Source organism: Thermoanaerobacterium sp. CMT5567-10 (assembly GCF_030534315.2).
Classification (GTDB): Bacteria; Bacillota; Thermoanaerobacteria; order Thermoanaerobacterales; family Thermoanaerobacteraceae; genus Thermoanaerobacterium.
In genome coordinates this window covers 204,485-217,230 of sequence record NZ_CP130558.2, presented here as the reverse complement: position 1 = coordinate 217,230, position 12,746 = coordinate 204,485, and the positions used below count along the sequence as shown (strand labels likewise).

The following is a 12,746-nucleotide window of genomic DNA, read 5'->3' as shown; positions in this document are numbered from 1 at the left end:
TTGGTATCAGCAGGAGAATTTAGAAAAGGAATGACTATTGACATTGATGGTCAGGTTTTTACGGTTGTTGATTTTCAACACGTAAAACCAGGTAAAGGAGCTGCTTTTGTTAGAACAAGGTTAAAAAACGTAATAACAGGAGCTGTCGTTGAAAGAACCTTTAATCCAACTGAGAAAGTTGACGAAGCAGTAATAGAACGAAAGGATATGCAGTATCTTTACAATGATGGAAACCTTTATTATTTCATGGACACTGAGACATATGAGCAAATTCCTTTAAATTACGATAAAGTTGAAGATGCAATGAAATTTTTAAAAGAAAACATGATAGCAACTATAAAATTCTATAAAGGAGAGGCATTTTCAGTAGAACCTCCTACTTTTGTAGAGTTGGAAGTAGTTGAAACTGAACCTGGATTTAAAGGCGATACTGCAACAGGTGGTTCAAAACCAGCTAAAGTTGAAACAGGAGCTATAATACAAGTGCCTTTATTTGTCAATCAGGGAGATGTAATAAAGATAGACACAAGAACATCAGAATATCTGGAAAGAGTATAGTTTTAGCCATTTTAAAAAATAATAGTAAAGGAGGAGGTATGTAAGATGGAGTATTTATATGAGCGCATATCCTATTTACGAGGTCTCGTGGATGGCTTGGAGATTGATGAAAAGACTAAAGAGGGCAGAGTATTGATTGCTATAATCGATGCACTGGAAGACTTTGCAGATGCTATAAATGACTTAGAAGCCTCGCAATCAGAACTTGATGATTATGTAGGCGCCATCGACGAAGATTTGTCAGAAGTGGAAGATGAAATTTACGATGATGAGTCTGACGACGAATATGATTATGTTGAAGTTGAATGTCCAAAATGCCATATGCTTATGAGCGTAGAAGATGAACTTCTTGATGATGAAGATGCAGAAATAGTATGTCCTCATTGTGATGAAACGATCAATGTAAAAGATGTAGTTATTTATGAAGATGATGATAAAGAATAGACCATAGACCAATGTAAAAAATACTCACTAAATTATTTTAGTGGGTATTTTTTTATTCATAAATATATACAGTCGTAAATATAATTTTTATAGAGAGGAGGACATGTAATGATAAACAAAAGCAAAAATTATGATGAGTTACTGTATTCATTGCCATTTACTGTTAGAAATATAATCAACAAACTTGATGATAATTTGAAAGAAAGTTTAGAGGAAATAAGACTCAGAATAGATAAACCATTGATGATTCATGTAGATAATCAAGAAAAATTTCTATCGATTTATGGAAAGATTGTTAACTATCCAAAATTAGCGTACATAGTAACAAATGAAGACTGTGAAAAAGCATTGCAACTTATATCAAAATCTTCAATATATGCTTTCGAAAATGAGATTAAAAATGGATACATAACATTAAAGGGCGGATATAGAGTTGGAATTTGTGGAAAATGCGTTCTTGAAAATGGATCGATAAAAACGATTATAAATATTTCAGGCTTTAATTATAGAATAGTGCGCCAATGTATAGGGGCATCTGATGAAATAATGAAGTATATTATAAAATATCCCAATATTGTGTACAATACGTTGATAATTTCGCCTCCACAATGTGGGAAAACAACATTGCTTAGGGATATAGCCCGCAATATTAGTAATGGGATAAAGAGTTTGGATTTTAATGGAGAAAATGTATCAATAATTGATGAGAGATCAGAAATTGCCGCATGTTTTAAAGGCAATCCACAGAATGATGTAGGATACCGTACTGATGTGTTAGATTCATGTCCAAAACATATTGGGATTTTAATGATGATAAGGTCTATGTCTCCAAAAGTTATAATAACCGATGAGATAGGGAAAATAGAAGATATTTTAGCTATACATGAAGCATTAAATGCAGGAGTAAATATAATTACTACGGTACACGGCAACAATGTAGAAGATATAATGAGAAAAAAATACATATGTGATATGCTAAACAACAGAGAGTTTGACAGGTACGTAATTCTTAGCAGAAAATTAGGGGCCGGTACAATTGATGCCATTCTTGATAAAGAATTTAAGGCTATTTTTAAAGGACCATATAGAAAGGAATGTAGTTTATTATGATAAAAATTATAGGAATGATCATGGTTCTAATTTCATCAGCTTTGATAGGGTATTTAAAATCACTTAAATATACGTTGAGAAGGCGGACAATAAGAGCTATTTTATCAAGCCTTAACATTTTGATTACTGAAATTACATATAACCAAATAACTTTATCAGAAGCATTTGCCAAATTATCAGAAACATCTGAATCAGGTATTGGGAAGCTTTTTTTAATAGCGTCTCAAATTTTAAATTCTAACGAGGGATATACGGCTAGTGAGGCATGGGAAATTGCACTTGATAAGGTGGGAGACCTTAACTTAAATCGAGATGATATAAGAATATTAAAATCGTTTGGAAAAGGACTTGGAAATTCTGATATATATAATCAGGAAAAGAATTTTAAGTTTACATCTGAATTGCTTAAAAAGCAACTTAGTGATGCGGAAGAATTGAGTAAAAAAAATGAAAAACTATATAAAAATCTTGGTGTATTGGTAGGCATAGCAGTAATTATCATATTTTTGTGAGGAGGTTGTAGTTTTGAGCATAGATGTAATTTTTAAGATAGCTGCGATCGGAATTTTAGTAACTGTACTTAATCAAATATTGATTAGATCAGGGAGAGAAGAGCAAGCGATGATGGTTACACTGGCAGGTGTAGTAGTGGTATTGATGATGGTGATAACAATGATAAACAATTTATTTACGGCAGTCAAGAGTATCTTTCAACTGTATTAAAAAGGAGAAAATATACGAAGGGAATTGTTTCTATGGAAATTGTTCAAATTGTAGCCATAGGCATTATATGTATTATTATTCTTTCAATATTGAGAGAAACTAACAAAGACCTTGCAGTGATAATAAGTTTAATTGCCAGCATACTTATATTTTTTATGGTAATTCCTAAAATTAGCAATATAATAACAGTTTTAAATACTATCGCTGATAAAAGCGGCATTAACAATATATATGTTAAAACAATCCTTAAAATAATTGGTATTGCCTATATTGCGGAATTTGGAGTTCAGCTTTCAAATGATGCTAATGAAAAAAATATAGCAACTAAGATAGAGTTAGCAGCGAAAATAATAATTGTCTTTTTATCACTTCCTATAATAATAGCACTTGTTGATACGATAGTCTCTATAATGCCGTGAGGTGAAAAACGTGAGAAAAATTTTATTTTTAATATTAGTTTCAATAATAATATTTATATTTCCAATTAAAACATATGCTGATACGAATGATGATTTGTATAGCCAAATACAAAATGCTGATACTAGTCAAATTGATTCATTGATCAAAGAAATAAACGAGGAAAATGGAAATATATTTCCAATAACAGATGTTAAAACATATATTATAAATGTTTTAAATGGAAAAGAAACATTTAATATAAGAGACATTATCAGCAATATATTAAAAATTCTTTTTAATGAAGTTAAATCATCATTAGATATTTTTATTCAGCTTATATTGTTAGCAATAATTAGTGCGGTATTGACAAATTTAGAAAATTCTTTTGGAAATGATGGCATAAGTCAAATTGCACATATAGCTGTATATGCAGTTTTAGTTATAGTAGCAATAAAAAGTTTCACAAGCGTTTTAAACATCGGAAGAGGTGCAATAGATAGTATGGTAAATTTTATGCAGGCGATTTTGCCAATTTTGATTACAATGTTGGCTTCCGTTGGAGCTTTTGCATCGGCATCTTTTTTTCAACCTGCGTTAATAATGGTAGTGGAATTTACAGCTAAAGAAATCAAGGACTTTATTCTTCCTGCAATACTATTTATGACAGTAGTGAAAGTGATAAGTCGTATTTCCGATAAGTTTACTTTAGATAAGCTTGCAGATTTTTTTAAAACTATTTGTACCGCAGCCATTTCGATTTTACTTAGTATTTTTATAGGTGTTATAACGATTCAAGGGATAACATCATCTATAGCAGACGGTGCAATATCGAGAACGACAAAGTATGCAGTAGGTGCATTCTTGCCTGTTGTTGGCAGTATATTATCAGATAGCATCGATACTATTATGAGCGCATCGCTTTTAATAAAGGGGGCGATAAGTACTTTTGGACTTGTTTCTATAATTTTAATAGCTATTATCCCGATTATTAAGATATTTTCAGTAATGTTAATATATAAATTTTCTGCAGCTGTAATAGAGCCAATAGCTGACAAAAGAATAGTCGATTTTATATCTGATCTTACTACATCTATCGCATATGTATTTGCAGCATTGGTATCTGTAACTGTAATGATGTTTTTATCGATAACTGCTGTAATAAATGCATCTAGTATTAGCATAATGATGAGATAAAGGCTAAAAGGGGATGCATGATGTGGAAATGGTAAAAAATTGGATACTTCAAATAGCATATATTTCAATCTTAGCTATTGTATTCGAACTTTTGATTCCATCTTCGAATATGAAAAAATACGTGAAAGTTGTAATAGGATTGACAATCATGATTGCCATTATCAATCCCATTTTAGGTTTTTTGAAGAATGGAGTTGATATAAATAGTACATTGGAAAAGGAGTATAATTACAACAACATAGATATTAATTCCATGACTAAACAAGCTGAAGTAGAGAGAAATAAGCTTATAGTTGCTGAATACAAAAAAAGATTGAATGAACAAATAAAAGAAAAAGTATTAGATGTAATAGATGCCTCTGATGTAGAAATAGAATCATCAATAAATGAAGATTTAAACGATAAAAATTTTGGTGCCATAAAAAATATACATGTAGTACTTTCAAACGTTAAATACAAAATGGTTAATGATATAAATGACGGAAAAATTATAATAGATACAAGTAAATTTGATGAAAAAGAACAGATATTGGATGACATTAAAAATGATATAAGTAAATTCTATAATGTACCATTAAAGAATATAACTATAGAGGAAAGATAAAAAATGAAAGGGGGATAAATTGTGGATTTGAATAAACTAAAGCAAAAAATTTTGAAGGCGGATAATAAGACCATCCAAGATTTAACAGTAATTTTCATTATTGGTTTGATTATTTTAATAGGGGCCAGCATATTTTTTAAGCCCAAACCTACAAATAAAGATTCAGATAAACAAATGGTTGTAAAACAAGTTACAAATGATGATTATGCAAGTCAACTGGAATTAGAATTAAAGAATATTTTGTCAAAAATTCACGGAGCAGGCAATGTGGATGTTTTAGTTACTTTAGATTCTGATGAAGAAGTAGTAGCGGCTATGGATACAGTTCAGTCAGAAACTACTACAAATGAAAAAGACAGCAATGGTGGAACAAGAACAACCATTCAGAGCGAAACAAATAACAAAATTGTAACATCACAAACTACAAGCGGAGAAAATCAACCGATGATTTTAAAAAAGGTGATGCCAGAGATAAGAGGTGTTGTTGTTGTAGCAGATGGTGCGAAAGATCCCAATGTTCAATATGAACTTATGACATCTGTGGAGACGGCATTGGGAATTCCAGCGTATAAGGTTAAAGTAGTATCTTCAAAATAAAATTTTAGGAGGTTATACTATGATGTATTTAAAGAAAAAATCTATAGCAATTGCATCTTTGGTCTTGCTTATAGCAATAGCTTTTGTTATTAATTATAGCTATCAAAATGGAATAAATAAAAATGCTTCAAGTAAAAGCAATGATTTAAATACGCAAATAATAGATAAAAACCAGGCTTCAAGTTCTACATCCTCAAATAACCAGTCAGAAGCTATGACAGCATTATCGAGTGGATTATTTTCATCATATAGGCAAGACAGAGATGTCAATAGGAGCCGTAGCTTGGAAGCATTGCAAGAAATAGTAAATAATAAAAATACTAGCCAAGAGACTAGAGATGAAGCACAGAAACAGATTATCAAGTTAACTGAAACAAATCAAAAAGAATTGATTTTAGAAAATTTAATTAAAGCAAAGGGATTTCAAGACGCTATAGTATTAATAGACAATAATACAGCGAATGTTATAGTACAAGCAGATAAATTATCTGAAGATGAAGTTGCAAAAATTCAAGATGTAGTTTCACAGCAAACTGGCTTTCCTCTTGACAACATAAAAATCATGAACAGAATGAATTAGTTATAATTGTAAAATACATGGTTGTCTGCTATAATATTTATTGAAAGGAAGTGTTATTATGGAGGAAAATATAAGCCAAGAGCTTGAATTTGGTACAATTAAAATATCAGATGATGTGGTTGCGGTAATAGCAGGATTAGCTGCAACAGAAGTTCCAGGTGTTGCAGGAATGAGTGGTGGTGTTGTAAACGGCATTACTGAAATGCTTGGACGTAAAAATTTATCAAAAGGCGTCAAAGTTCAAGTTGGTGAAAAGGAAGCTGCAGTTGATTTGTATATTGTAGTTGACTATGGGGTAAGAATACCTGAAATTGCATGGAATGTCCAAGAAAATGTAAAAAAGGCGATAGAAACAATGACTGGTCTTAAAGCAGTTGAAGTAAATATACATGTTCAAGGTGTTAACATGGAAAAAGAACAAAAATCTAAAGAACCCCCTAAAGAAAATAAATAGTATTTAAACCCTCTTATCCCAGAGGGTTAATTTTAGTATGGAGGAACAATAAGGTTGAAATTAAAAGTACAAATTGCAATAAGAATAAAATGGCATAGCAAACAAGCCATCTTTTGATGACTTTTTAAAAATTAAATATCGAAGTAAGTGTTAATGCTAAATAGCTGGCTTTATTTTATAGCCTTGAAGTTGAGCTAATAGTATAGCTTGCTCAACCGTAATCTCGCGTTTTGCGGGAAAAGCATCAGATTTTTTATATAATTCAGCATTATATGGTTCTTTCTTCTTCAACATGTTGTATAATGCTGTAAGAAGCATTCTTGCAATAGCAATGATTGCTTTCTTGTGGCCGCGACGCTTTTTGATGCGCAAATAGCGGTTACGAATTTCAGGATGTTTCTCGCTTTTAACTACAGAGTTAGCACACTGCACAAGAAGCGGCTTAATGTAACATCCTGCTTTGGAAACCCGGACAGATTTTTTCTTGCCTGCACTCTCATTGTTAGTTGGAGTGAGTCCAGCCCATGAGCATAAGTGTTTCGCTGAAGGAAAAGCCTCCATATTTACGCCGATTTCAGATATTACAGTAATAGCCGAGAAAATATTTTTAAACGATGGAGCGGTTAGAATTATGTCTAGTTCTTGTTGATAAGGCGCAGCGAGCGCAAGAATTAGTTTTTCTAACTCTGCTTTCCGGGATTCCAAATCTTCAAAATGTCCTTTGATGATCTTTAATTTTCCAGCTTGTTCAGGTGTAATATAACCATCAACAGCGAGTTCCAGCTCAGGGAGTTTTTTTAGCATAGAACCATGAATTAAAGATCCAATATCAAAGGAAGTATCAAGAGGATTTTCTAGAAGCTTATCAATTATCTTTTGAGAACTTTTACCGAAAGTATCTGAAACAATGTTTCCTAACTGTATGTTAGAAACCGTGAGACAATTTTGGAGTCTGTTCTTTTCGCTAGACATAAAGCAAATAAGCTTAAAGCGATAGCGCATTAAGTCACGAAGTTGTCTAATATCAGCGGGAGGCATAAAGCTAGCGGCAACAAGATCATGCTTAAACAGGTCAGCAATCCATTTTGCATCTTTCTTGTCAGTTTTTTTACCACGAATAGCCTTAACATATTTAGGATGTGCAAGTATGATGTTGCAGGAGCTTTCTAATATATTAAACACAGGAATCCAGTATTTCCCGGTAGATTCCATGCAAACATCCTTGCAGTTATTGTCCAAAAGCCATTGTAACAGCTCTCTTAAACCCTTCGTGTAGGTAGAAAAGCGATGGCTTTTATAGGTGGTAATTCCATTAGAATTAGTGGAAGCAATACATGCAACCACAAAGGTTTTGTGTACATCAATTCCACAACAGATTTTATACACGATTTTTAAAGCCATAGGGAACTCCTTTCTAAACCGATAGGTTCTAAAAATTAAAGGGATAGACAGCATTGACTGATTGTCTAGCATTAAACGAGAATGTTTAAACAAAGATAAGGTTACGTGCTCAGTAGCACACTTATTTGTGCTTGGAAAGACAATCTACACATATAAAAATGCGGTCACTACATAAGTGTAGCAAACCACTCACCTCCCCGTGATTTGTAGTTTACTGGTATCCCTATGACATAATTATAGAACAAAATTAGCTCGAAGTGGCACATTTCATTACGTTTTGTGCCTTGAGCGAAGCGAAAGGAATGATTATAAAAATGAAATTAGTTGATAAAATGTTATTAATGATATTTATAATTATCATAATGGCACTATCCATTTTATTCATTGGTTTGGGGTTTAATTTAATTGATCCGTATAAGTTTATAAAAATATTTCAACTTCAAGGTCAAAACTATGTTTACAGTGTATCGGGTATACTTTTAATAATTGCTTGCATAATTTTTATTATGTCTGAATTAAATAAGAAATCTGATTCTGTAGCTTCGATTATTTTAACTAGCAATTATGGAAATATTTCTGTTTCATTTAATACTATTGCTAATCTTGTAGAGAAAAAAGCAAGAACACATGATGGAATAAATACACAAAAGATCTATGTTTCAAAAGTTAATGAGAAAATATCAATTTCTATTGATGTAACTGTTTCATCAGACGTTAATATACCGGAGGTTGCCGAAAAACTACAGAAAGATGTAAAAAGTTATATAGAGAATACGACAGCTGCTTATATCGATAGCGTAAAGGTAAATGTAGTAAATTTGAGTTCAACTTTGAAAATGAGGGTAGAATAATTATGAGCAGAGAAGAATTGCTGGTATTAATTCGTAGACATTTTGGAAAAATAGTAGGGATCGTACTTGGACTAATTATATCTTTATTTATTATCTTTTTAGGCTTTATTAAAACTTTGTTTATTTGTTTATGTATTTTTTTAGGTTATTATATTGGATATAAATTTGATTCTGGGACTTTAAATGATTTTAGTGATTTTATATATAGATTAATTGGAAAATTGAATAAGAGGAGTTGAAAGATGTGAATAGAACTCAAGCAAGAGAGTGGTTAGTAAAACTATTGTATCAATTTGATGTATCAAAGTCTAAACCTTCTGACATTTTAAATAAATTTTTTGAGAATAATGATCCTGAAGAAGAAAAAGATTATATAGAAAAAACATTTTATGGGATAGTTGAGAATGTAAATAATATTGACGATAGGATAAAGAAGTATCTTAAAAATTGGGATATTAATAGAATTGCAAAAATTGATTTGGCAATAATGAGGTGCAGTTTCTATGAAATATTATATTGTGATGACATACCTAATAGCGTTTCTATTAATGAAGCAGTTGAGATAGCAAAAAAGTACAGCACTGAGAAATCACCGTCTTTTATAAATGGAATTCTAGGAAATTTAGTAAAAGATTTTAATAATGATGGTGATAATTATGATAATTGATGGTAAAGTGATTGCAAAAAGAATAAGAGAAAATATAAAAGCAGAAATTCAAGAAAACAATTATAAGCCAAAGCTTGCAATTCTCATTGCTGGAAATGATAGTGCATCTAAAATATATGCAAATGCCAAAGTTAAAGCTTGTGCAAGTGTAGGTATTGACGCTTCAACATATTTTTTTAATGAAAGTGAAGAAGAGAAATTTATAAAGAAGTTGGAGGAATTAAATGTCGATGAGAATATACATGGCATAATTGTAGAAATGCCTCTTCCAAAATCATTTAATGCACAAAAAACTTATGATCTTATTAATCCTCTTAAAGATGTCGATTGCATATCAACTTATAACATGGGACGGTTATTTGCTGGTAATCCTCTTTACTTACCTTGTACACCACGTGCAATATTGGAGATTTTAAAACAACTAGACATAAACTTTACTGGAAAACATGCTGTTATCGTAGGAAGAAGTAATATACTAGGGAAACCAGTTGCTAAGCTTATGCTGGATCTTGATATGACAGTAACTCAGTGCCATTCTAAAACTGTAGAATTACAAAGATACACTAAGATGGCAGATGTGCTTATATTAGCAGCAGGGAAGAAAAATCTTATTAATGGAAATATGATAAAAGAAGGGGCTATTTTAATCGATGCTGGAATAAATGAGTATGACGGTAAGGTATACGGAGACTGTGATTTTCAAAGTGCAGAAAATCGCTGCTTATACATAACACCTGTTCCAGGTGGCGTTGGCCCGGTTACAACTTCTATGGTTTTACTAAATACGTTGGAGGCATATAAGAATGCTATTAAAAACACTTACAGTAAAACAAGTCAATGACTATTTAAAAAGCATAGTTGGCAGTGATATAATATTAAAACATGTAATGATAAAAGGTGAAATATCGAATTTGCATTTTAGGGGACAAGCACTGTATTTTACATTGGTGGACGAATATTCATCTTTAAAATGTGTTATGTTTGAGGAATATATTAATGATTTAAAAATCGACGTAAAAAATGGCATGTCTGTTATTGCAACAGGTAGAATATCTGTTTATGAAAAAAGCGGCGCCTTCGAATTGCTTGTTTCTAAAATTGATGTTGAAGGAGCAGGTGCACTTTTTTTATCCTTTGAAAAATTAAAACAAAAGCTTAGAAACGAAGGATTATTCGATTCTGGTAAAAAGAAACCAATTCCTAAAAATCCTAATAAAATTGGCGTAATAACGTCGCCAACAGGTGCAGCAATCCATGACATAATAAATATTTTAAGACGAAGGAAGCCATCTATAGATATATTGGTGGTTCCTATTTTGGTCCAGGGCAGCTCAGCTTCATTGGAGATTGAAGAAGCAATAAAAAAAGTAAATAGAAGAAATGATGTAGACTTAATTATATTAGGAAGAGGCGGAGGCTCATTTGAAGATTTTTATCCATTTAATGAAGAAAGAGTAGCAAGAGCTATTTATAATTCTAGAATACCTATAATATCTGCTGTCGGACATGAGACTGATTTTACGATTGCTGATTTTGTTGCTGATTTAAGAGCACCGACACCATCTGCTGCAGCCGAATTAGCTGTAACTGATGTTAATTTTTATAATGAAAAAATAGAAAATTATAAAAGGAGTTTATATCATTATGCAATGTCTATAATTATAGATAAAAGGCATCATTTAAATAGTTTAAAAAAATCAATTATGAGTAAAAATCCAATTGTCAAAAATCAGCAGTTAAAAATACGGTTAAATAGTTTAAATAGGATTATGGAAGACAGTATTTACAGCGTTATAAACAATAAAAAGTTTAAATATATAAGTTTGATTGACAAATTAAATACTTTAAGTCCTTTAAATGTTTTAAAGCGTGGTTATACTTTGACAATGGATAAAGATAATATAAGGCCAATTACAAAAGTCGAGAATCTTTCTGCCAATGATAAAATATACGTGTTATTTGAAGATGGTGAAGCTAAATGTACTGTTAATGAGGTGAGAATATATGAGCGATAATATGGATTTTGAGAAAAATATGGACAAGCTGGAGGAGATAGTTAAAAAGCTAGAAAAGGGGAATTTGCCATTAGAAGAATCTTTTAAGCTATTTAAAGAAGGTCTTTTATTATCCCAAAAATTAAATAATGTATTAAATGATATTGAAGGCAAGATTACTATGCTTGTCAATAACGATGAAGAAATACCTTTTAACTTAGAGGAGGACAAAGATGTTTGATGACATTCTAATGGAAAAGATTGAATATATTAATAATGGATTAAATAAGCTATTAGATATAGATGACAAACCAGAAATTTTGTATGATGCAATGAGGTACAGTGTTTTTGCTGGTGGAAAGAGGCTTCGACCAGTATTATGTATATCATCATGCGAACTTGTTGGAGGAGATAGAGATGATGCACTGCCGGTTGCTTGTGCCATAGAATTTATACATACATATTCATTAATACATGATGATTTGCCGGCTATGGATAATGATGATTTAAGGCGTGGAAAACCTACCAATCACAAGGTTTATGGTGAAGCACTTGCAATTCTTGCCGGAGATGCTCTATTAAATTACGGATTTGAGGTATTAATACATCATGCATTAGATTCAACAAATTGCCAAAATATATTAAGAGCAACAGAGGAGGTTGCACATGCTGCAGGATGCCATGGCATGATAGGTGGCCAAGTTGTTGATTTATTGTCTGAGAATAAAGACATAACTGAAGAAGAATTAAAATTTATGCATGATCATAAAACAGGTGCGTTGATAAAGGCTTCTGTTGTTGCCGGTGCAATAATGGGTGGAGCTGATGATGAGACAATTAAAAAATTAAGTGATTATGCTAAATATATAGGTTTGGCATTTCAGATAAAAGATGATATTTTAGATGTTTTAGGTGATGAATCAAAACTTGGGAAAAATGCAAAAAGTGATTTAGAAAACGGCAAGTCAACGTTTGTAAGTGTATTTGGACTTCAGCGATCTATAAGCTTAGTTAAAGAATTAACTGCAAGTGCAATTAGAATATTAGATGATTTTGGAGAGAAGAGCGAATTTTTAAAAAGCCTTACTAAATATATGGCAGATAGAGATAGCTAAAGCATAACATAGGATATGTTAAATTAATATATGTAGTATATTTTTAGACATTATC

The 12,746-nt window shown here is 31.5% G+C and carries 19 protein-coding genes; 18 read left to right on the top strand and 1 reads right to left on the bottom strand.

From position 1 onward, the window contains the following. The 11 genes from efp (at position 1) to Q2T46_RS01140 (ending at position 6,663) form a co-directional block, all read left to right on the top strand. Complete coding sequence (gene efp, locus Q2T46_RS01190; protein WP_209454766.1) at positions 1-558, top strand: elongation factor P; 558 nt, start codon at positions 1-3, stop codon at positions 556-558. Between the two features lie 45 nt (positions 559-603). Further along, positions 604-1,002, top strand: coding sequence for a CD1247 N-terminal domain-containing protein (locus tag Q2T46_RS01185; RefSeq protein WP_303264613.1), 399 nt, complete (start codon positions 604-606; stop codon positions 1,000-1,002). A 108-nt stretch (positions 1,003-1,110) separates the two neighbouring features. Beyond that, positions 1,111-2,112 (top strand): stage III sporulation protein AA, encoded by a 1,002-nt coding sequence (spoIIIAA, locus tag Q2T46_RS01180; protein WP_303264614.1) that lies wholly within the window; start codon positions 1,111-1,113, stop codon positions 2,110-2,112. Next, a complete protein-coding gene (gene spoIIIAB / locus Q2T46_RS01175; RefSeq protein ID WP_303264615.1) occupies positions 2,109-2,624 on the top strand; it encodes a stage III sporulation protein SpoIIIAB in 516 nt (171 codons plus the stop codon). Before spoIIIAA ends, spoIIIAB begins: the two co-directional genes overlap by 4 nt. 13 nt (positions 2,625-2,637) lie before the next feature. Continuing rightward, positions 2,638-2,835, top strand: a complete 198-nt coding sequence (spoIIIAC, locus tag Q2T46_RS01170; protein ID WP_094398066.1) for a stage III sporulation protein AC — start codon at positions 2,638-2,640, stop codon at positions 2,833-2,835. A 32-nt stretch (positions 2,836-2,867) separates the two neighbouring features. After that, complete coding sequence (spoIIIAD, locus tag Q2T46_RS01165) at positions 2,868-3,254, top strand: stage III sporulation protein AD (protein WP_303264616.1); 387 nt, start codon at positions 2,868-2,870, stop codon at positions 3,252-3,254. Between the two features lie 10 nt (positions 3,255-3,264). Beyond that, positions 3,265-4,428, top strand: coding sequence for a stage III sporulation protein AE (gene spoIIIAE, locus Q2T46_RS01160; RefSeq protein ID WP_303264617.1), 1,164 nt, complete (start codon positions 3,265-3,267; stop codon positions 4,426-4,428). 13 nt (positions 4,429-4,441) lie between these two features. Further along, the gene (gene spoIIIAF / locus Q2T46_RS01155) at positions 4,442-5,032 is read left to right on the top strand and encodes a stage III sporulation protein AF (protein WP_303264618.1); all 591 of its coding nucleotides are present in this window, start codon (positions 4,442-4,444) and stop codon (positions 5,030-5,032) included. Positions 5,033-5,053: 21 nt separating this feature from the next. Next, positions 5,054-5,629 (top strand): stage III sporulation protein AG, encoded by a 576-nt coding sequence (gene spoIIIAG, locus Q2T46_RS01150; RefSeq protein ID WP_303264619.1) that lies wholly within the window; start codon positions 5,054-5,056, stop codon positions 5,627-5,629. 19 nt (positions 5,630-5,648) lie between these two features. Then, entirely contained in the window at positions 5,649-6,209 is a 561-nt protein-coding gene (locus tag Q2T46_RS01145; RefSeq protein ID WP_303264620.1) for a SpoIIIAH-like family protein, read from the top strand. A 58-nt stretch (positions 6,210-6,267) separates the two neighbouring features. Beyond that, positions 6,268-6,663, top strand: a complete 396-nt coding sequence (locus tag Q2T46_RS01140) for an Asp23/Gls24 family envelope stress response protein (RefSeq protein WP_013297786.1) — start codon at positions 6,268-6,270, stop codon at positions 6,661-6,663. Between the two features lie 156 nt (positions 6,664-6,819). Here the strand turns inward: Q2T46_RS01140 and Q2T46_RS01135 are convergent, their stop codons facing one another. Continuing rightward, complete coding sequence (locus tag Q2T46_RS01135; RefSeq protein WP_045408655.1) at positions 6,820-8,064, bottom strand: IS110 family transposase; 1,245 nt, start codon at positions 8,062-8,064, stop codon at positions 6,820-6,822. A 284-nt stretch (positions 8,065-8,348) separates the two neighbouring features. Here Q2T46_RS01135 and amaP point away from each other — a divergent pair, with 284 nt between their 5' ends. The 7 genes from amaP to Q2T46_RS01100 are packed head-to-tail and all read left to right on the top strand — an operon-like array spanning position 8,349 to position 12,691. Beyond that, on the top strand, positions 8,349-8,915 hold the full coding sequence (gene amaP, locus Q2T46_RS01130; RefSeq protein WP_311062294.1) for an alkaline shock response membrane anchor protein AmaP: 567 nt from the start codon (positions 8,349-8,351) through the stop codon (positions 8,913-8,915). Between the two features lie 2 nt (positions 8,916-8,917). Beyond that, positions 8,918-9,154, top strand: a complete 237-nt coding sequence (locus tag Q2T46_RS01125) for a DUF2273 domain-containing protein (RefSeq protein WP_303264622.1) — start codon at positions 8,918-8,920, stop codon at positions 9,152-9,154. A 5-nt stretch (positions 9,155-9,159) separates the two neighbouring features. Next, on the top strand, positions 9,160-9,582 hold the full coding sequence (nusB, locus tag Q2T46_RS01120) for a transcription antitermination factor NusB (RefSeq protein ID WP_303264623.1): 423 nt from the start codon (positions 9,160-9,162) through the stop codon (positions 9,580-9,582). After that, complete coding sequence (locus Q2T46_RS01115; protein ID WP_303265724.1) at positions 9,572-10,423, top strand: bifunctional 5,10-methylenetetrahydrofolate dehydrogenase/5,10-methenyltetrahydrofolate cyclohydrolase; 852 nt, start codon at positions 9,572-9,574, stop codon at positions 10,421-10,423. The genes nusB and Q2T46_RS01115 overlap by 11 nt, the downstream gene beginning before the upstream one ends. Further along, entirely contained in the window at positions 10,386-11,597 is a 1,212-nt protein-coding gene (gene xseA / locus Q2T46_RS01110) for an exodeoxyribonuclease VII large subunit (RefSeq protein ID WP_303264624.1), read from the top strand. The genes Q2T46_RS01115 and xseA overlap by 38 nt, the downstream gene beginning before the upstream one ends. Continuing rightward, positions 11,587-11,817, top strand: a complete 231-nt coding sequence (gene xseB, locus Q2T46_RS01105) for an exodeoxyribonuclease VII small subunit (RefSeq protein ID WP_303264625.1) — start codon at positions 11,587-11,589, stop codon at positions 11,815-11,817. The genes xseA and xseB overlap by 11 nt, the downstream gene beginning before the upstream one ends. Then, on the top strand, positions 11,810-12,691 hold the full coding sequence (locus Q2T46_RS01100; RefSeq protein ID WP_303264626.1) for a polyprenyl synthetase family protein: 882 nt from the start codon (positions 11,810-11,812) through the stop codon (positions 12,689-12,691). Before xseB ends, Q2T46_RS01100 begins: the two co-directional genes overlap by 8 nt. Positions 12,692-12,746 lie beyond the last annotated feature (55 nt).

Bases quoted from the DNA above. Each gene is read 5' to 3' on its own strand.
- Q2T46_RS01185 (WP_303264613.1), top strand. From the start codon at position 604: ATGGAGTATTTATATGAGCGCATATCCTATTTACGAGGTCTCGTGGAT.
- spoIIIAA (WP_303264614.1), top strand. From the start codon at position 1,111: ATGATAAACAAAAGCAAAAATTATGATGAGTTACTGTATTCATTGCCA.
- spoIIIAB (WP_303264615.1), top strand. From the start codon at position 2,109: ATGATAAAAATTATAGGAATGATCATGGTTCTAATTTCATCAGCTTTG.
- spoIIIAD (WP_303264616.1), top strand. From the start codon at position 2,868: ATGGAAATTGTTCAAATTGTAGCCATAGGCATTATATGTATTATTATT.
- spoIIIAF (WP_303264618.1), top strand. From the start codon at position 4,442: ATGCATGATGTGGAAATGGTAAAAAATTGGATACTTCAAATAGCATAT.
- Q2T46_RS01145 (WP_303264620.1), top strand. From the start codon at position 5,649: ATGATGTATTTAAAGAAAAAATCTATAGCAATTGCATCTTTGGTCTTG.
- Q2T46_RS01140 (WP_013297786.1), top strand. From the start codon at position 6,268: ATGGAGGAAAATATAAGCCAAGAGCTTGAATTTGGTACAATTAAAATA.
- Q2T46_RS01135 (WP_045408655.1), bottom strand. From the start codon at position 8,064: ATGGCTTTAAAAATCGTGTATAAAATCTGTTGTGGAATTGATGTACAC.
- Q2T46_RS01125 (WP_303264622.1), top strand. From the start codon at position 8,918: ATGAGCAGAGAAGAATTGCTGGTATTAATTCGTAGACATTTTGGAAAA.
- Q2T46_RS01115 (WP_303265724.1), top strand. From the start codon at position 9,572: ATGATAATTGATGGTAAAGTGATTGCAAAAAGAATAAGAGAAAATATA.
- xseA (WP_303264624.1), top strand. From the start codon at position 10,386: ATGCTATTAAAAACACTTACAGTAAAACAAGTCAATGACTATTTAAAA.
- xseB (WP_303264625.1), top strand. From the start codon at position 11,587: ATGAGCGATAATATGGATTTTGAGAAAAATATGGACAAGCTGGAGGAG.
- Q2T46_RS01100 (WP_303264626.1), top strand. From the start codon at position 11,810: ATGTTTGATGACATTCTAATGGAAAAGATTGAATATATTAATAATGGA.